Below are 19430 nucleotides of genomic sequence, written 5' to 3'. Positions count from 1 at the left end.
CAGAAGCTCGAAGCACAAAAGAACGATCGCAAGGACCGCTCTCGGATCAAGGACCCGAAACTGTCCGTCGGAGAGGTGTTCCATCCCCGGAAGCCAACATGAACCTGACGCACTGACTGAATCGGGTCTACGTCGGTTGCTGGATGAAAAACGGACTTCGTTCGCACTGTTAGAGACTTCCGAGCCTGACCCAACCCGGACATTAGCTTTTGCAAGCACAGCCCGCCACGCTGTGAATGGAAGAGCTGAAGTTACCCGAGGGGCGTTTTTCCGAATTAATTGTTGCTCTGATCAAGCTAGCTGCACTTCAAGTGCGGCTTGGAACTATCGCAACCGAAGTGGCGTGGACCATCCACAGCAGGTCATTCAGTCAATTGGCGCAGGGATGCAATCGGCAATCACCGAGGAGAATCGATGCGGCTGCGCGTGCCATTAAGTTGAAACTAATTGCGCGCCACGAATAGGGCTTTCAATGCCTGCTCCGTTCGAATTTTCCGAGTGACGTTATTCGAGATACGGCAAGAGCTGCTTTGGAGGCGGCGCGCACCGCATAGAACAAGCCGCCCGGGCGATCGCTGGACGGCTCATTCCGCAACTGCCGGCACGGCGCCGGTTCCATCGCACATTGCTTATTTCGGCGGGGCCGTCGCCCTGGGGCAGAGCGGCGGTCCCTTATCGCCCGGTACGCATGGCCGGGGTTGATGAGGCGTCGGCCAAATCCGCACGATTATCGGTACGCTAAAACTTAGAATGCGACTGGCAACTGCAATTTCGAATTAGCCCTTAAGGCTACGGCGCTGGCGCTCACGGCCCACGTGCCGGCACTGCTCGCGTGGCTGGCGGCGGGTTGGTACGATATCTATCGCGGAAATTCGTCGGATCAGGTGGTCCGAGCCATTCGAACACGGATGCATACGACCAACAATCTGATCAAGAATTTGGACCGCCTGTCGGATTGCGCGCCAGCGATCCGTCCTCTGGTCGGGGGCCAACCGGCAGCTACTTGGCCGCCGCCGACTTCAACTCTAGCGCTGGGAGGAGGACCTCATGACCAGCCAAGCGACTTTCACCTTCCCGAGCGAATCCAAGGCCTACCGGGCCGCCCGTGATCGGCTGCTTGCGCAGGAGGTCGAGCTGCGCCGCACGATGGAGGCGTTGGCCGCGGCGCGCCGTGCGTTGCCGCCCGGCGGTGAGGTTCCGGAGGACTATATTTTCCACGGGCTGCGGCCTGACGGCGCGCTCGGCGACGTGCGGCTGTCAGAGCTGTTCGCGCCCGGCAGGGATTCGCTCGTCGTCTACAATATGATGTTCCCGCGCTACCCGTCGGACGATCGTCCCGGGCCCACGAAGGGCCTGACAGCTCGACTGCCTCTCTCCGAAGGGCCGTGCCCCTCCTGTGTGGCGCTGGTGGATCAGCTTGACGGCACAGCGCCGCATGTGGAGCCACGGGTGAACATGGTCATTGTCGCCAAGACGCCGCTGCCGCGGCTTCTGGCCTTCGCTGAGGAGCGAAGCTGGCGCCATCTTCGCTTGCTTTCCTCGGCAGAAAACAGCTTCAACCGCGACTATGGGGGCGAGACCGAAGTGGGTTACCAACAGCCGATGCTGAACGTGTTTCATCGCGAAGGCGGCACCATGCGGCACTTCTGGGGTTCGGAAATGCTCTACGCGCCCACAGACGCGGGCCAGGATCCACGTCACGTCGGCACTATCGAACCACTCTGGAATATCTTCGATTTGGTTCCCGAGGGGCGTGGCGGCGATTGGCAGGAACAGCTCACCTATCCCTGCTGCAGGCGCGAACCGTAGTTTTCTCTGTCGCCAAGGCGCACAATGGGCGCCTGCGGGCGGCCGCGCCAACACAATCGTAGCCGCGCTGATCCTCGGTACACTGGGTGCTTTCCTCAGCTTCAATGGTTATCTGCAGCGTGCCCAACGGCCCCAGATGCGGGCCATTTCAGTAACAAGCGGCCTCCGAAACGGAGCACGCTCGAACGTGCGCTTGTGGCACGTTTCGGACCATGCGCGGTGTCCATCTTGAGTCTCTAATGCGCACCAAAGCCGACGTCGGCCAAGCAATGGTTCTAACGAAACAGGCCGGGGTAGTGGCTCAACAGAGCCATATAAAATCCGTTGCACAAGATAGTTTCGCTAACTGCGAAAGTTACTAGGGCTTTGCGGACGGCCATCCGAAAACCCAAGTCAGAATTGGAAAGGGCGTCAAGAACTGTAAGAGAAAAGCGACAACCAGAATCATAGCCCCGTAAAACAATAGCCCGCGCATTACCCGATGCCCAAGGGGAGGGTATGGTGGCCTATTTTCGGAGGGCCACGCGTATGCCTCTTCCCATTCTCGCTGAGAAATGTCGGCCGGCATTTGGGTTGGCCTCAATGCTCCGGCGCAGCCATGCGGCCGCTTCTGCGTCGGCCCCCATCTGTGATTTGGCAATGCCGATACCGTTGATCCATCGAAACGCGTAGATATCGTGAGGAGAGAGGCGGAGCGCTTCGTTCGTATGGACCTCCGTTTCGGCGCTGCGACCGAGAAGCGCCTTAGCCCAACCAATGCAAGCGTGGGCATCCGCCAAATTTCGATCCAGCACCAATGCCTGCTCGCATTCGGCGATGCCTTCGGCAGCGCGGTTTGTAATCATGTGGATCACACCCAGAACTAGGTGGGCAAGCGCATAGTCTGGGGCGAGCGATAGAACCTTGGTCGCGGCCGCTTTCGCCGCCGTACAACGCGCCATGCGATCGTCGGTGAGCAACGTGGAGCCGATTGATATATCAACTATCGCCTTACCGACCAATGCATCAACATTTTCAGGATCAAGCGCCAACGCACGTTCGAAAAAGCCACGTGCCTGCGTCAAACTTTCAAGGGCTTGCCCTTCATTGAGGCGGGCCCTGCCTTGAAAAATCAAGTCAACCGCATCCGGATTCAGCATGCCTTCTGCGCGCCGTGCTTCCGCAGCGATGAGCTTGGCATTCAGTGTGTTGGCAAGCCTGGAGATAATTTCGTCCTGCATATCGAGCAGGTCGGCGATAGGCTTGTCGAACCGGTCGGCCCAGAGGTGACTATCTGTTTCGGTATCGATAAGCTGCACGTTCACCCGGAGCCGGTCGCCGCCACGCTGTACAGAACCTTCGAGCGCGTAGCGGACGTTCAGCTCACGACCGATCTGTTTGAGATCAACGGCCTTGCCTTTGTAGGTGAATGCCGTGTGTCGGCCAATAACGAATGAGCCCCTGATGCGCGACAAATCCGTGGTCAGGCTCTCGGTCACGCCATCGACGAAGTAGTCTTGATTAGGATCACCGCTGAGGTTGGCGAAGGGCAGCACAACGATAGAGAGACGAGGCGGTGAACATGAGCTTGATCTCGCGCGCGCAGCCTGCGTCGCCGGGCTAGGTCCATTCGGGAGCGCGGCATAGGCTCGGACCGGCCGGTCAATGTTTTTGAGGTTCTGGTCGCCCAGATCGACGAACTGAATGCCGACTTTCCCTCGGATATGGTCGTAGGCGGAAGACGAGACGCAGATGCCTTCGGGCTCAGCGATGCCTTCGAGTCGCGCTGCAATGTTTACACCGTCGCCAAAAATATCATGCGGCTCGACGATTACGTCGCCGATATTGATACCCACGCGGAAAGTGATGCGCGTGTCTTCCGCCTCGCCGACTGTAAGCTCCTTGATACGGGTCTGGAATTGCGCAGCAGCTCGAACCGCTTCGACCGCGCTCGGAAATTCCGCCAAGAACCCGTCGCCGGTATTCTTCACGATGCGGCCGCCGTGTTCGGCGATTGCGGGATGGACAACCTCGGTCAGAAGCACGGATAGTTTGGCGTGAGTCGCTTCTTCGGCATGGTGCATGAGTCGCGAGTAGCCTGCCACGTCGGCGGCCAATATCGCCGACAACCTGCGCTCCACCCGGACTGGTCGCTCTTGCACCATGGCATGCAACCCAACCGAAGGCTTAGTGTACGATGGATGCGATGGCAGTGCCAGACGCACCCCAGCCGCTTATTGGCACCTTTGAGACATGCCCGCCTATCCTGAGAATGTCCGTTCACCGGTAGACCGGAAGTCGCCGTGGTCCGGTCAAACCACCCGAATGACCCGACGCGGTCCTCAGCCAGCCCGGTTGCGACCCTTACACGGCCAATCTCGACCATGCACACGGCCGAGACCCAAAGCGTTCGCCAGCCACAACGGAACGGTTTCCTCTTGAGGCCCATAGCGAATTACCGGCACTACGGGCCCGCCACATGGATCGACCCGGTCGTCCTCAGGGCGATAACGATATCGTGGAACAATATTGTAATCCCAGTAAGGAGTTGTCCTTACCACGGGCACCCTGATGGCAGGCCTTTCCCGTGGTTCACGAACGACTTTGGCCTGCGCATGCGCTGGGGCACTAAACGTGCCCAGCAGGTTACACAGGACTAGGGCCGCTCCTAGAGTTACGATCACTATCCTCATGCCTTGGCCTCCTTGCCGCACACAGCCTAGACCCAACTCGGACATCCCGCGACGTACCACTTCGCGCCGCTGTTGAGGGTATATCGGACATCAAAGACACCTGATCCGCAACGTCTCATTTTATGAAGACTAGCGGCCCATCTGGCTTGGCGAAGCCGTGCGGCCGCAGACTTGCTGCTGATCGCGTTTGCCGTCTGGCTGCGCGGCCGTACGCCAGCCTCTTTCCTGATGTCGGCCTATGGCCGATAGTGTTGCAAAAGTCTTTTTGCGGCATGCGACTCAAATTCTTAGAGCCATAGGCGCGACGATCGAATAATGAATAATAACCTGGGGGACCACGCTGTCGTGGCGCTAAACTCACCGGCGATTCTGACAACGGGCCTGAGGCTACATTGACCGGCGATTGTCGCTTATTTCGTTCTTTCGCGGAAAATTAGCCGCGCGTCCTTTTGGGACTTTTGCAACACTATCGGCACCTTTGAGACATGCTCGGCTATGCTGAGAATGTCTGTTCACTGGGGTAGATCGGAAGTCGCCGTGGTCCGGTCAAATCGACGCGAATGACCCACAAGAGACATTGGCAAGCTGAAATGCTACACTGCTTCCTGAAGTCCAAGGAGGTTTAGCTTGCCTCTAACAATCCGAGCACCAACGTTTAATGAGCTATCCGGCCTTTCCGATCTCTGTTTCAGGTCTAAAGCCGTTTGGGGCTACGACGAGAAATTCATGGAAGCATGTCGCGGCGAGTTGTCGTTTGAGCCGCGCGATTTGGAGTTGACGCCCATCGCAGTTGCCGAACTTAACGGCAAGCCAATCGGTGTTGCACAGGTAAAAGTGGTCGATGGTGAGGCTGATTTGCTGAAACTATTCGTCGAGCCCAGCGCGCTTCGCAGCCGGACCGGTAAGGCGCTGCTCGTTTGGGCTACCGACGTCGCGAAAAAACTGGGTGCCACGCGACTCACCATCGATGCGGATCCCGATGCGGCTCCGTTTTACCGCAGCATGGGAGCTTACGATGTCGGCCAAGCGCCGTTTGGCTCGGTGCCGGGTAGGATGTTGCCGAAATTAGTGATGAACCTTTGCCCTGCGGACTAGCCTTCAGGTCCGAAACTGTGAAGGTTTGCGGAGTGCGCCGGGAGACCGGCAAGGAGTAGAGGGTGCAGTCCCTTACGATGAAGGAGTAGCGATCCACATCGGCCCCGAGCCGTGCGCAGACGTCCGCAAGGGCGCCGGCGAAGCGTCGGCAGGGGAGTGCACAGGCCAGCCATTGAACCGCGAAAGACCTATCATCCTGGGTGCCGGCACAGTTCCGAATGTGGAAGGCCAAACGCACGGGCGCCTTTAGCGAGCGCCTGGACGACCCGGCGTGGTCACAGACCCTGGCATGTGCAGAAGCTTCTTGTACGGGAACCGGGAGGTCCCACGGCCGGCCGACGGCGCTCGTAACGCGTGCTGCTCTGGTCCGCATCGGGAAGGCGAGGAGCCGAAGCCGATCATGCACGACCGTGGGAAGTCTGACTCCGCCATAGTAGCCGTGAAGCCGACGAACAATGCCGGGCAACCGGCGGCGGAGTCGGCGGAGCCAAGGGCGGGGACCGAGAGGAACGCAGGCGAGCAAAGCACACACCGGACACAGGGCCGGACTCGTGTGACCCAGGCGCTCGCTCGCGTACGGAAAGCAGCTCAGCAAAGGAAGAAGGAGAAGTTCACCGCGCTCTTCCACCACCTCAGCGTCGATCTGCTCCGGGAGGCGTGGCTGCAACGCCAAGCGCCAGCGCGTGGTCGCGGCCAGGCAACGATGTCGTACGAGAAGACGCCTCGGGTCGGCGTTGATCCGAAGCAGTAGGGCATCCTTGACGAGATCGGTCGCCGCCGGTCCGAGACAAAGCCGTCGACCAAGGCCGGATCGCACATGGCGCTAAAGCAACTGGCCGGTGCTTCAGGGGAGCACGGTGCGTACCACGAGCCAGTAAAGCCCGGCCGACAAGATCGCCGCTGAACAGAAGTAGACCACCGCCGGATGCCGTCCCTTGCGTGCCGCGGCTCGGTGACCGATCCGACCCGACCACAGCAGAAGTGGAAAGATGAGGGCCACAATCACGACCTGCCCAATCTCCACGCCGATGTTGAACGCCGCGAGCGCGGGCACGGCCGCATTCGCTGGCAGCCCGATCTCCTGCAGCGCGCTGGCGAAGCCGAAGCCGTGAATGAGCCCGAAAACGAACGCCACCCGCCAGCGACCGTCCACATTGCGCGAGAAAAAGTTCTCGACCGTTACAAATATGATCGTCGCGGCGATCGCCGGTTCGACGATGGCACTTGGGAATACGACAATCTGCAGCGCAGCAAGGGACAGCGTGATCGAGTGAGCAATCGTGAAGGCGGTGACGATCTTGATCGCCGGCCACAAACGCTGCGCCCAAAGCACGATCGCGGCAAGGAATGCGATGTGATCGTAGCCGAGAAAGATGTGCTCGATACCGGCCTGGACGAACCGCCCGACCACCTGGAGTGCCGACGACCCCGCACCGGACAGAGCGACCTCGGGCGCTCTGCTGTCGAGGGCAAGCTCGCGCTCGCCGCTCTCGGTTGCGATGATAGCCAGATGTCGTGCGGTAGGATCCACGTCGTGAAACAGGGTCGCGCGATAGCGCAGCTCGCCGCCATCCAATGGACAGGTCCATGCCACCGTCACCAGAACGTGGGTGTCGGCCGGCAGTGCCGTTCCTGGCCTAGGCGCGCATTGCTGCCTGCCGGCAAAGACTGCAACGTGGTCGCCAATGTAGGTGAGCACTGACGGCGCCATGACCGCCAGCGCCACACGGTTGACCTCGCCCGATCCCGCTTCGGTGATTCGAACCCCGGCCGACTTTTCGTAGTCGCGACCAAGAGCGTTGATTTCCACTTCGACCGTGCGGCCGTGGACCACGATGCGCGAGGTGCTGACCCCGGCATTGTGCGCCTGCGCCTCCCAAGTGGCGATGGCAGCGACGGCAACGCTGGCCAGGGCAAGCCAGCCGCGAGACACTCTCGCGGTGGGACCGCTGTTGAGTCGAGCACGGCCTGGGCGCATCCGGAGGCTTTGTATAAAGCGCGTTCGGCGAAGTGCCCAGTTCATTGGCGTCGCTGGCGTCGGTCGCCAATCATTCGGCACCGCCCAGGCGCTTAATGATTACGCCGGCCGTCGCGGCACGAATGCTCTGGGGGTAGGCTTCTGAGAACGCCCCAAGCGCCGTCAGCGCCTTGCCGGTGTAAGCGCGCCTTTCCTCAGGCGGCGCAAGCTGTGAGGCCCGCGCAAGATCGATGGCGTGAATGAACGCTGCCTCCTCGGCGTCGTCCCCGCTCGCGATGGCCAAAGCCAACGCCTTGGCCTCGGCGATCTGGTGGTCAAGATCGTCCAACCCAATGCCGACAAGCTGAAAAGGATCGAGTACGAAGCTCTCATAGAATCCGGCTTTCAGGAGCTCGAACCGGGCGCGCAGCGAATAAGGTGCTTCGGGTGAGAGGCGAATGGCTTCCTCGAGCAGGGTTCTCGGCAGGCGGTAGCGCCCGATCGCATCGTCGAAGCGGGGCGCCAGATCGCGCTGGACGAGAGCCTTCAGCAAGAGTTCGCCGTTAACCGTAAGCCGCCCGCTGTGCGCCGCGAGATCGCGGTTGATGATGTTGGTCGCCTCGACTAGAACCATACCAAGTGCAAATCGCGCCATGCCCTCAGGTCCTGGCCCAGGGGCCGTTCTGGCGAGTGCGACCTCCTCGTCGGCAGCGGAGACGAGCACGTTTGCTCGCTCGATGTCGATCATATCATGAGCGACCAGCGTGCGGGCGCCAAGAGTCAAAAAGAGGAGAACGAAGAGAACGAGCCCGGGCCCGGGACCCCGAAAGGCTGCGCATCGCGGGCAGGCGGCGGTCAGCGATTGCCATGTGCAGGATGCGTTTGCCATGGCCGAGTCATCAGTCACTGGGCACCTCCTCGCCGGCGAAAAAGGCGTGCGATCCCCGGTGCGCCGGGACGACGCCGTCGGGAGCACCGGCGGGCGTGGGAAATGCGTCTTTGTGTTCAGCCAGCGTCCTCGCGATCAGATAGGCGTGGCGTGCCATGAAACTCGGGCGGCACACGAGGGAGTGGCTCCCAAATGATACTATTATCCGCAACGGCGCGTCGTGGATATCGTCAAAGGGCGGCTTGCCGAGAAAGAGGGCCTCCGCACTTCGCGCCGCCATGATTGCGACGTCCTGTTGATCCGTGGCAATGAGCACGCCGACGCGCCGAGCATCCGCAGCGCGGACCAGCATGGCGCGCGAGTTCGGGAGAAATCGCATCAGTACGTCGACCGTCGCCGCCGCAAGAGCACTGCCGCTTTCATCATCGCGTTGGCCGACGATCAGCAGGTGGTAGCGCCGGTAGACCGGCCACATACGGTCCGGATTCAAGTCGGCAAACTGCGGCCCAATCAGCCGTTGCTGCCGATCAGGGCCCGCGACCGCAAACGTTCTGTGCCCGGCAAGAACAAGCGCCGCCGCACTCGCAACCGACGTAAGGATCGTGCGCCGCTTCATACTCGCCAAGCTCCAAGGCAGCGGTGCGATGCCGAGCCTGCACCAACGATTGGCTCAGGCACCCGTCATTGCGGCTTGAACACGTCGCGGTTCAAGATCGCTGTAACACCCAGGTTCGGGACATCGACGAGTTGCGCGATGTGGAGATCGACGGCCACGCTCACCAGTACGTAAGCCTGCTCGCGGCTAAGACCCTTTGTCTTGACCAGAAAGTCGATCATGTTGAGCGTGGCGTTTCGCGCTGCCAAACTGACATCCTCCGAGAGGTTTGCCAGCGGAGCGATCTTCTGGCCACCAAGGTAGGTGTCGAACACCGGCAATTCGCCCTCGGGCTTGAGCGGAAGCCCCGAGACAGCGTAGAAACTCCCCGGAGCGAGGCTCTTTAGCTGCGAGCCGCCTTCGAAGTGCATGGTCGTAAGCAGCGAAGCCATGCCCGGGATCACCTTGGCCTGGAGCGTCACCTTTGCGCCCATCTCAATGGCGGTGCCCGCCACCTCGCCGCCGCCCTGGGCGAAATGAACGTCACCCGCGAAAAGCCCACAGCCGTCGATAAAGCAAGGAAAAAGCAGCGTGGTGCCGACCACTGTCTCCTTGGTGTCGAGATTGCCGCCGTTCTCCCGTGGCGGAACGGTGCGAACACACTTGTCCTTCGCCGTACCATTGGCGCCGCAAAGATCCGTCGGCAGGGCATCAACCGGCTGAGGGGTCAACGCCGCGCCGCCCGCGTCCGCGAGCGCCTTCTCCCGTTTGAGCCACGTCTCAAGCTCAGGCTCGCCCGGCAAGACGCCGACCGTGCCCATGAACGCATTCATAGGAACGGAGATTCCCGGCAGATCCTTCGAACGCGCTTCGAGACGCGTCAGGTTCCAGTGCACGATGAAAGGATCGCGGAAGACATCACGCAAGAAGCCAAATCCTGGCACGATCGTAGTGTAACCGAAATCGTCGGGCGCGATGTCCACCACGGTAACGGCGAGTGCGTCGCCCCGTTTCGCCCCTTCAATGTAGACGGGCCCGGTCAGCGGATGCACGAGGTTGAGGTTGGCGGCCGCCACATCCTGCGCCGTCGAATCGAAGGTGAGATCAGAATCGAGCGCATCGCGCGTCTCAAGTACAAAAAGCTGCTCAGGATTTACACGGGCGGCGGGCTTGATTGCGAAATGATACCGGTTGAAGCAGTGCGGATCGTCCTTGCAGTGCTTGCCAGACTTTCCCACGATCACCGGGGCGGGGCCCTTGACGTCACTGGTATCCGCCCACACCCCACCCCAACTCGCGACCAGGAGCAGGGTGACGATCGGCATCATCCAAACGGGTCTGGATTTCATTGGATGTCCTCCCTGTATGACCCGCTGCCCGCGCGTCTCCTTCCGGTCGGACCACCTGCGTCTTCTCGCGGAGAACGCCGCTCGCAATCCTATTAGGGGCACTAGGCAAGTCAAGTATGGCGAAAGGGTCAGCCGAATTGTCGGAATTTGCGCCAACGAAATTCGAGCCCATGATCGACGCTAGCGCAGCAAAACTCTCAGCAGTTCTGACAAGCTGCAAGCACTTGGCAATGTTTATGCACGCAGGCCAGCCCAAATGTCCAAATTTGGCAGCCCGCGGCCCCATGGCGGAACCCGCACGGCGATTAAGGAGCAGGCGTTGCCGTCGCAACCTTCGCTCGGCGGAGTGCTTCCTCTCTCTGATTGCCGGCCACTCCAGGCTGTGAAAGTTCAGTCGCACCGACTTAATCTTTCCATTTCTCATTCCAATCCACTCGACACTGGGTCGACCGGAGTATCAGTCACGAAATCGTAGATGACACAAACCTCGTCTCCATCGACAAAGATCTTCTGATCTCGTTTCGCGAAATGATGACGCCAAGGCGATTGGGTGCCGCAACGTAGCCTTCCGCGCCCTGATCGTCGCAAGGCTCGGCTTGAAAACTCCACCTCAGGATGGAGGTGCGAGGCGTGCAAGTATGGGCAAAAATGATAGGATGCAATTGCTGAAGCCGCAGGCTTTTCAATGCCGGTCGCCAAAGATACTTCGCTCCGCCTGTGCCCATTGATTGCGTTCGATCGGAATCATCGCGTGGGGTCACACCGGCGCACGAGTTGAGCGAACCGCCGGGGCGCGCCCTTCGCGCACCCAAGCCGCCTACGCGGCGCCGCCCGGCGAGAGGGGCATAGCGTGCTCTGGAGAGGAATGGCGCGCCACGGCCGATGAAGATGGGCACTATTGCTTCGCCGTGGCGCTATGATGCCGCGGCCCGCCATACGCTCCAACCGGTAAGTCTCGGACTGCCTGCTATTTTGCGCTACGCTTGCAAATAGTCTTCGGCTGGCCATATCGAAAGGAGCGCAGGTTCACTGGTCGCGCCATGGCTGACACGGCAGATACCGCGAATGTCATTGTCCGGCCGCCGATCGCGTGGGCGCTCGCGGTGCTTGCCGGGCTCGCGCTCAACTGGCTTATGCCCTTGCCGTTCTTGCCGGCCGTGGTATCTGCAGGGTGGCTCGGCGCGATAGTATTTGCGCTGGCGCTGGTCGCGTGGGCGATCTCTACCATGACCCGGGCCGGCTCGAACGTGCCCACCCGCCTGCCGACCACGACTATCGTGAAGACTGGCCCCTACCGCTTCACGCGCAACCCCATCTATCTCGGCATGGTGCTGGGGCTCATCGGCTTGGCCATTGCCTTCAACAGCCTCTGGCTGTTGATGACGCTGGTGCCCTTCGCGCTTGTCATCCGCTACGGTGTGATCACCCGCGAGGAAGCCTATCTCGAGCGCAAGTTCGGAGACGTCTATCGCCGCTACCGCGCGCGGGTACGGCGCTGGTTGTAGGGCTTGTCGGCCAAGATACGGGGCCGGGGAGCCCGTGCCTCGCCGTTCCCGCTACGCGGAACGGCATAGGCGCGGGTCGGCGGAAGGCGTATAATTGAAAGGTCCTTCGTGTAACGTGATCAACATGACATGGAGGTGGCCATGGACCGAGATGTCCGCGGCCTGGCGGCATGGCTGAGTGGTCGGGCGCCAAACCGGTCACGCGCGTCGACCGACGCGCCATAGTCCAACAATACAGCCGCCAGGCCGATGCAATTCCCGTCTACTGCCGAAAATAGAGCCAATGACACTTCGATTGCAGTGATCTGTAGTTTCGCGGTTCGAAACTTACGACCCAGCTCTTGGCACCGTTCGGAGTCGGCGGCGAGGGCCGCCGACGCGGCGCTCAATACAACAATTATGACCGAGCACAGAAAAACGACATGGCGGTACAAATCGGTTCCTCCCCCGCACATTTATCCTACAGAGTGACACGTCGGCCAGACTATGCCAAGCCGCCGAGCGCCCATGCCAAGGTGAAGGGCTCTTCCAACGATAGACGGACTCCGCGCCTAGACAGTGTGCCCTGTGTCGGAGGTTCAACGCTTTGTCGACGAGCTATTTTGACTGCCAGCGCAACGGCGCTGCGGCATTTCCCCTGACCCGGGGTTGCGTGATGTCGCCTTCTGGCACAACTGAGACTTGCCGACCTACGGTAACAATGTCTGTTTATTGGGGTAGAGCGGAAGTCCCCGGTACCCGGGCAAACCGACGCGATTGACCCCGAAGCCGACATTCGGGACTTGGACGCGAATGCCTGAACGCCATTGTGACGGCGCGAAACGGCTCACATAGCATCGCCCGACTCACCCACTGCGTCAGGCGCAACCAAAACGCGAGATTGGGCGGTATTCATCGAGAAGGTCTCCTCGACTTCGAGACTCATGGTACCGTGGCATTCGCACGCCGCCGCCGCGAGCCGCGATCGGTCGATCTCGATCTGGCCTCGTCGATCGGATCTGATCGCTCCTGACGCGCGCAGATTGCGTATCAGGAGCGTCACCGTCGTTCGTCGCACACCGAGTATTTCCGACAGCGCCTCCTGGGTGAGCGGGAGGACGTCGTGGTCGATGCGGTCGCGAAAATGGAGCAGCCAGCGTGCTATGCGGGCTTCGACCGGATGCAGCGCATTGCAGGCGGCGCCGAGCTGAAACTGTATCAGCATCGCCCTGACGTGAGTCTGGACCGCGTGCCGGATCGCGGGGCTCCGGTTGAAAGCGGCGTGAAATCGCGATGCGGGGATCCGGGAGGCGGTGCCTGCCGCACGAACGATAGTGGTAGTGGCCGAAGGTGACGGCCCCAGCACGGAAAGAATGCCTACTGCCCCCTCGCGCCCGACTGCGGCGGTGGCAACCGTCTTCCCGTTCGCCATGTCGACCATCAGCGAGATGGCGCCGCTATGAGGGAAGAAAACATGCTCGATCTGGTTACCCACTCGCGAGAGGACTGCGTCTTGATCAAGCGCGACCGTCTCTAGCTGGGGCACCAGCAGATCGAAGTCTGCTGGCGGCAGTGCTGCCAGAAGGCGGTTACCACTTCCGCCGGTACGCCTCACTGCAGGTGACCCGCTGAGAGGCATCCACCGCCTTCTCCATTCCGAGCGGCACGGAACGGCGGTCTTAGCATTTGTTTAAATCTGCTTTCGCTACGCGCACCGAGATCCAATTCACTTGCAGACGATTTCGCTCTCAACAATCACACTCCAAACGCTCGCGACCGCGAGGCGGATTTTCTGCTCAGCATCTTCGGGACTTAGATGCAAGTGCGCTGCGCGGCACAATTGCAAAATGCGTATGGGTAACACCATACGGCGTGCCGCGGCCGCACGAGTTCCAATTCCGGCGCGCGGCAAACGCTGCTGCGATCCCGGAAGGGTGGCCCGCGCCTCAAACTGCGGCGGTCGGTTCTCTGCAAAGGCGGCGCTGACTTCCCGCACTTTGTCGCCGTGCGGGTTCTCGCGGTGGCGGCGGTCGGTGGCGGCTTCGTCGAACTTGTTGCGCGCGATCTCGTTGAGCGTGCGCTTCATGCCGCGCGCCGCGAATCGGCGCATTCGACGCGCGCTCTTGCCGCGGTGCATGAGTCCAAAAGTGGCACCTTTGAGACATGCCCGCCTATCCTGAGAATGTCCGTTCACCGGGCTAGACCGGAAGCGGTCGTTGACCGCCTTCGTCGCAACGGCCTGCGATGACAAGCCCACCCGCGTATTGATGTAGATGTCCTACTTGTCACCTATTCGGATCTTGCCGATGACATCGAAATCCGTCCCATTGGGCCGAAGAACAAAGAAATCACCCATCGCAATCGATGGTTCAAGAACGATGTTGGAAATGTTGAGATCGTGGGTAATCATCACCAAGTTCGAGGAAGAGTGGTGGTCCTGGACGTCTTGCAAGACCCGCTCCTGATTCGACTTGGCCTGACTCTCGGATAAGACACCCGGAGGCATCAGGTATTCGACAGGCGTCGCGCGACCGAACGCAAGCGTGCCGGTGTCGATGCAACGGCAATACGGGCTGGTCCGGACCTCTCCGACCGCAATGCCGCGAGCACGGAACGCTTCCCCGATCCGCTTGGCCTGCTCAACGCCGCGGGTGGAAAGGTTTAATTCCTCGGCGCAGTTTCCGGGCGCGAGGTGCCCTATCCCTTCTCGCATGTCGACGTGGGTGTGGCGCAGCAGGACAACCATGCCGCCTTGCCTTAGTGCCGCCCAGACCTGTTCGTCGTCGCCAAAGGCCTGTCCGGCTGAGATCGCTAGCAAACACACCAAACAGAGGAGGAGCGTCGCTATCCGGGTGTTCAAGATTGTAAGCATGGGTTGGGGATGCTTGGGTTCAACAAGGGCCTAACGATACCATGATCTCTCGGAATTGGTTCAGTTTGTGGCGCGCTGTCGATGTCGCCTTTTGCGGTAGAGCGGACATCTCTGTCACGAGGCCCAACTTCCGAAAGTGACCACCCATAGCGGAAGTCGCGCCCGCAGGCGAGCCGCTCACACCATCGTCATCTCGCGTCTGAGCTGGGGGGCGAAGATGGTCTTCGGTATCAGCGCGTGGACGCCGCGCACGATGTCCACAACCTGGGTCACGCGGAAGCTCACCGCGATGCTGCACAGCGCATAGGCGTCGAGCTCACTCATCTTTGCCCGGGTCGCCAAAAACTTGATCGCGTTGCGCGCAGCGAGTGCCATTGCCGCGTTCAGGTCCTTGTCTAGACCAATGATAATCCAGTGCGAATCCGTCTCTGCTACGGGCCAGGCCAGATTCTTCTGCTTATGTAGAATGACTTGGATGCGCAGCTCCTTCATGCGCGTCTCAAGGGCCGTAAGCGAGATCTCGCCGTCGCCCTGCACCGCATGGCTGTCGCCCGTATAGATCAGCGCGCCGGGCTTCCATACCGGGATGTAGAGTGTCGAGCCCTCGGCCAGCTCGCTGAGATCGAGATTCCCCGCGTGCGGGCCCGGCGGCACCGAGCTGGTGACGCCAGGACTCAAGGGCGGGAAATAGCCATCGGGTGGCGCAACGCCCAAGGTGCCCTGGAACGGCTTCAACGGAACGGTGATGTTGGGCAGGAACTTCCCTTTCATGGCGCGCAGGTCGAGATCGACATACTTGACCTGTCCCTGAGCATAGTCCTGCGGCAGCAAGCCGGTCCCCAGCGAGCCCGGGTTGTTGAAGACGGCGCCCCATTCGTAGGGACGGATCCGCTGGTAGCGGATCTCCAACACATCGCCCGGCTCGGCCTTGTTTACCGCGATCGGTCCGATGATAGAATGCGGCCCTCTGCCGGGATTGTCGACGCGCAGCTTCGCCAGCGTGTCGATCGACACGCCCGGCTGCATTTCATTGAGGAAGTGCGACCAGGTATCGGGAAAGCTAATGACATCGCCTGAATCGATCGCGAGAATGGGCACTAGGTTGGCGTCGTACACGCCGAGCTGCACCGTCTCCTTAGTTGAGGGAACCACGTGCACGCGGCCTCCGCGATCGGATTGGCGCTTTGGCGCCGTGCCGGGCTCCTGCGCCCGCGCCAGCCTCGCGAACCACGGTTCGACCGCGGCGAGCGCACCCATGAAGCTGCTTGCTTGCAGGAACTTGCGCCGCCACTGGCCGCGCGCCGACAGATAACCGTCGAGAGTCTCCTGATCTACCTCGCCCATGTGGAGGAGGGTATCGGAGGCGCGATCGTCGAACGCGGCATCCTTGATGTCCTCGCGGATGATACCCGTGCCCTTCTCATCGCCGCAGCCAAAGAGATTGGCGCAGGCGTGATGGTGGTGGGCGTTCTCATTTCCGTCGCCGTGGTTCACCGACATGATGATCTCCTAAGCAAACGCCCGTGCGCCATCGACCGCCTTGCGCGGCAAGTTAACTCTCGCGTCGCCGCGTCAATGGACCGCTACCTGCACTCACTTGCTGTCAGGCAACGCGCCATGGATACGTCACCTTGCCTGGCTCGATGGCCAGATCGCGGAGTTATCGCGGGCCTATCCCAAAGCTCGCATCGCTTTGGCGTGCCGAGAGAGATTCAGTACCACATTGCTCATCTACCGTCGACATTGAGGTGTTTGGAAGAGTCCGGAATTGGCACAAAGCGTCAGTTTGCGCGGTGCAAGGCCATGTCCGGAGTTGGGGGTAAAGCCGACTTCCCGTTTGCGCGTCCGAACTTCTCAGTTTGTGAAGGTTTTCGGATGCCGGCCCCATGACGGTGGTGCCGCGGGCACGGGGGCCGGCGTCCGCAAACCTCTAACCGCGGGAGGGGTACGTGGGTGGCGCGGCGTGGGCTATGGGGCAGGTGACGCTGGAGCGGTCGCAGGCGATCAGCCGGCTGTTGGCAATGGCGACACGGTGAGTATAGCGCGACAGATAGGCCAGCACGGCCTGTGGCCCGCCGAACGGGCGCTTGGCATAGACCACCCATTCGGCTCGGCGTAGCGGTGCCAGATACGTCGCGAACGCCGGCGCGTCGGCGAGAGCGGCATGATCGCCGAAGAACGTCAGGTGGCCGGCTTTGTGGGCCGCGATCAGCTTCTCCAGGAACAGGCGGCGGAACAGGCGCGAGAGCACGCGCACCGGCAGGAAGAAGCCGGGCCGGCACGCCACCCCAACTCTCGCCGTCGAGCGAGATGCCACCGCCCGGCACGATCATGTGGACGTGCGGGTGATGGGTCATGGCCGAGCCCCAGCTGTGCAGCACCGAGGTGATGCCGACGCGGGCGCCGAGGTGCTTAGGGTCGGCGGCGATCGTGGTCAGCGTCTCGGCCGAGGCCTTGAACAGCAGATCGTAGACGAACGCCTTGTTGTGATAGGCGATGTCGGCGATGGCCGCCGGCAGCGTGAAGACCACATGATAGTACGGCACCGGCAGCAGATCGGCTTCGCGCGAGGCCAGCCAATCCTTCGCCATGGCCCCCTGGCACTTCGGGCAATGCCGGTTGCGACAGGAGTTGTACGCGATGGTCGTATAGGCGCAGTCCTCGCAGCGCGCGACATGGCCGCCGAGCGCCGCCGTGCGGCAGTTCTCGATCGCCGACATTACCTTGAGTTGGCCTAGGCTGACATGGCCGGCATTGGCCCGGCGCCATGCCGAGCCGTGGCCGCGGAAGATGTCCGCGACCTCCAGCGATGGACGCGGCACGAAGAGCCGCGCTTTAAGCGGGCGGCTCGGCCCTCTCAACCTTACGGGCGATATGCTCCAGCGGGCTCATGACTTGTTGGATCGTCTTGGTGGCAACCCGCGTATAGAGCGCCGTGGTGTCGAGTTTGGCATGACCGAGCAAGACCTGGATCACTCTGATATCGACGTTCTGCTCCAGCAGGTGGGTGGCGAAGCTGTGCCGCAAGGTGTGGAGCGACACGCGCTTGTCGATCTCGGCCCTTTGGGCGGCGGCATGGCAGGCGCGATTGAGCTGGCGCGTCGTCATCGGCTGCACGCGGTCGCGCCCCGGGAACAGCCAGCCCCGCGGTCGCGCAGCCTTCCACCAGGCACGCAGCAGTTCGAGCAGATGTGGAGACAGCATCACGTAGCGGTCTTTACGCCCTTTGCCTTGTTCGACGCGGATGACCATGCGCTTGCTGTCGATGTCGCTGATCTTGAGCGAGATCACCTCGGCGGCGCGCAGACCCGCGCCATAAGCCACGCTCAGCGCTGCCTTGTACTTGAGCCCCGGCGCGGCATCGGCAGCCGAGCCACTTCCTCCGCGCTGAGAACGACCGGCAGCTTGCGGGGCTCGTGGAGGAACGTTGTGTGCTCGATGATGTCGGAGCGCCTGAGCGTGACCTTGAAGAAGAACCGCAACGCGGCCACGGTGTGATTGAGAACCGGGATGTGCGCGCCACTCGCCGCCAGATGCAACTGAAAGCGTCGGACGTCCTCGAAACTCGCCGTATCGGGCGATCGACCGAGGAATGCAGCAAAATCCCTGATGGTACGGATATAGCCTTGCTGGGTCTTTGGCGCTAACTTGCGGATCGTCATGTCTTCGATCATGCGCCGCCGCAATGGGCTCATGGCCTCGTCGGTCATGGGGATGCTCCTGTCTTGAGTGAGGTTGTCGAACCCCTCGATCTCAAGACAGGACGCCCCGATGCGCTATCGTCTTGGCTGGGTCGCCAGCCGCAGCGCCCTACCGCGCGAGCGGTTTAGTCCTTTGACCCGGAGCGGAAGTCTGGGAAAAGCGATCCTCTCAGGCTCTTGCGAGGTAGAGCCTTACAACGCGCCTACACCCGCCGGCCTACCGAACGACCCAAACCTCCGCGCACGCGGCAAGTTTTTCTGGTGCGTGCTTTGCGTTTTCAGTGTTCGCCACGAGAGATGAAGCTGTTAATCGTGCCGATTTATCGTTGATGTGTATCGGCGCGGTGAGCATGACCGCATCTTTAACTTCCGCGCTCTGGCAGCCAATTTGATAGTTCTGGGCTTTTGCTTGAAGGCCTAAGGCCCTACAGCTCATTGCATTACCATCGGGCTCCAGAGTGTTCATCGTCATTCCGACTTTGCAAACCTTTCTCAAATCGCTCTCAGCTCTTGCTGCTGAGGTTGCGAAGCCGAGCGATAATGCCGCGCAGAGAACAATTCGTACTGCACACCAACTATCTTGATTTGCGTTGGGCATGATCAGGTCTCCCCGGTTCACCTTGCCCCAAATTAGCTTAGGCGCACTGGAGTATGCGGTAAAGCGGCATCGAGGGCGCGGGCGTCTTCCGCGGGCCAAGGCTGCCCTCCGGGGGCGGTGTCGTCACGACAACCGGTGGGCCGGAGTGGTTCACACGAAGCGGGTGAAATCACGCGTTTTGCGCATTGGAGAATGATCGATAGCCACACAATCGACAACGAATGCGCATGTCTGATCCTGGCACCTTTGAGACGTGGCGACCGACCCTGACAATGTCCGTTTCCAGAGGAAGACCGGAAGTAGTCGGCCGCCGACTAAAATGACGCGATTGACCCAGGCTGTGTGAAAACCCCGTCGATGCTATGATTCTCTTGCTGAATCGGCGGGGGAAGTGATGCGGGGTTTCGTT

Annotated in this window: 13 protein-coding genes and 2 pseudogenes; 3 read left to right on the top strand and 12 right to left on the bottom strand. The window is 61.0% G+C overall.

What is annotated here, in order from left to right; all coding sequences use genetic code 11:
• Positions 1-1047 precede the first annotated feature (1047 nt).
• Positions 1048-1809: a DUF899 family protein gene (locus JQ624_RS36940; RefSeq protein WP_212423797.1), complete on the top strand. Its 762-nt coding sequence runs from the start codon at positions 1048-1050 to the stop codon at positions 1807-1809.
• Positions 1810-2315: 506 nt separating this feature from the next.
• On the opposite strand, the gene JQ624_RS36935 is transcribed toward JQ624_RS36940, so the two are convergent.
• Positions 2316-3953 carry an adenylate/guanylate cyclase domain-containing protein gene (locus tag JQ624_RS36935; protein ID WP_212423796.1) on the bottom strand — a complete coding sequence of 546 codons (1638 nt, stop codon included), beginning with the start codon at positions 3951-3953 and terminating at the stop codon, positions 2316-2318.
• 1155 nt (positions 3954-5108) lie between these two features.
• On the opposite strand from JQ624_RS36935, the gene JQ624_RS36930 reads away from it, so the two are divergent.
• Positions 5109-5576 carry a GNAT family N-acetyltransferase gene (locus tag JQ624_RS36930; protein ID WP_212423795.1) on the top strand — a complete coding sequence of 156 codons (468 nt, stop codon included), beginning with the start codon at positions 5109-5111 and terminating at the stop codon, positions 5574-5576.
• 844 nt (positions 5577-6420) lie between these two features.
• Here the strand turns inward: JQ624_RS36930 and JQ624_RS36925 are convergent.
• The 4 genes from JQ624_RS36925 to JQ624_RS36910 form a co-directional block, all read right to left on the bottom strand.
• Positions 6421-7509, bottom strand: a complete 1089-nt coding sequence (locus JQ624_RS36925; RefSeq protein ID WP_312014562.1) for a HupE/UreJ family protein — start codon at positions 7507-7509, stop codon at positions 6421-6423.
• Positions 7510-7624: 115 nt separating this feature from the next.
• Positions 7625-8440 carry a hypothetical protein gene (locus tag JQ624_RS36920; protein WP_212423793.1) on the bottom strand — a complete coding sequence of 272 codons (816 nt, stop codon included), beginning with the start codon at positions 8438-8440 and terminating at the stop codon, positions 7625-7627.
• Positions 8433-9038: a hypothetical protein gene (locus JQ624_RS36915; protein WP_212423792.1), complete on the bottom strand. Its 606-nt coding sequence runs from the start codon at positions 9036-9038 to the stop codon at positions 8433-8435. Before JQ624_RS36915 ends, JQ624_RS36920 begins: the two co-directional genes overlap by 8 nt.
• Before the next feature lie 65 nt (positions 9039-9103).
• Positions 9104-10366, bottom strand: a complete 1263-nt coding sequence (locus JQ624_RS36910) for an acetamidase/formamidase family protein (protein WP_212423791.1) — start codon at positions 10364-10366, stop codon at positions 9104-9106.
• 1040 nt (positions 10367-11406) lie between these two features.
• Between JQ624_RS36910 and JQ624_RS36905 the strand changes: the two genes are divergently transcribed.
• Positions 11407-11871 (top strand): isoprenylcysteine carboxylmethyltransferase family protein, encoded by a 465-nt coding sequence (locus JQ624_RS36905; protein WP_212423790.1) that lies wholly within the window; start codon positions 11407-11409, stop codon positions 11869-11871.
• Between the two features lie 826 nt (positions 11872-12697).
• Here JQ624_RS36905 and JQ624_RS36900 read toward each other — a convergent pair.
• The 7 genes and pseudogenes from JQ624_RS36900 to JQ624_RS36870 all read right to left on the bottom strand — a co-directional run bounded on the left by JQ624_RS36900 (position 12698) and on the right by JQ624_RS36870 (position 19021).
• Complete coding sequence (locus JQ624_RS36900) at positions 12698-13489, bottom strand: Crp/Fnr family transcriptional regulator (protein ID WP_212423789.1); 792 nt, start codon at positions 13487-13489, stop codon at positions 12698-12700.
• Between the two features lie 87 nt (positions 13490-13576).
• Positions 13577-13936, bottom strand: a complete 360-nt coding sequence (locus JQ624_RS36895; RefSeq protein ID WP_212423788.1) for a hypothetical protein — start codon at positions 13934-13936, stop codon at positions 13577-13579.
• 192 nt (positions 13937-14128) lie between these two features.
• Positions 14129-14596 carry a histidine phosphatase family protein gene (locus tag JQ624_RS36890; RefSeq protein ID WP_212423787.1) on the bottom strand — a complete coding sequence of 156 codons (468 nt, stop codon included), beginning with the start codon at positions 14594-14596 and terminating at the stop codon, positions 14129-14131.
• A 303-nt stretch (positions 14597-14899) separates the two neighbouring features.
• Positions 14900-16222 carry an acetamidase/formamidase family protein gene (locus JQ624_RS36885; protein WP_212423786.1) on the bottom strand — a complete coding sequence of 441 codons (1323 nt, stop codon included), beginning with the start codon at positions 16220-16222 and terminating at the stop codon, positions 14900-14902.
• Between the two features lie 478 nt (positions 16223-16700).
• A pseudogene (locus JQ624_RS36880) lies at positions 16701-17544 on the bottom strand (transposase); the annotation flags it as partial.
• Positions 17545-17557: 13 nt separating this feature from the next.
• Positions 17558-18432 (bottom strand): annotated as a pseudogene (locus JQ624_RS36875) (tyrosine-type recombinase/integrase).
• Positions 18433-18640: 208 nt separating this feature from the next.
• Positions 18641-19021 (bottom strand): hypothetical protein, encoded by a 381-nt coding sequence (locus JQ624_RS36870; RefSeq protein ID WP_212423785.1) that lies wholly within the window; start codon positions 19019-19021, stop codon positions 18641-18643.
• Positions 19022-19430: the final 409 nt, after the last annotated feature.

Source organism: Bradyrhizobium sp. AUGA SZCCT0283 (assembly GCF_018130385.1).
GTDB lineage: Bacteria > Pseudomonadota > Alphaproteobacteria > Rhizobiales > Xanthobacteraceae > Bradyrhizobium.
This window is presented reverse-complemented; position numbering and strand designations above follow the sequence as displayed.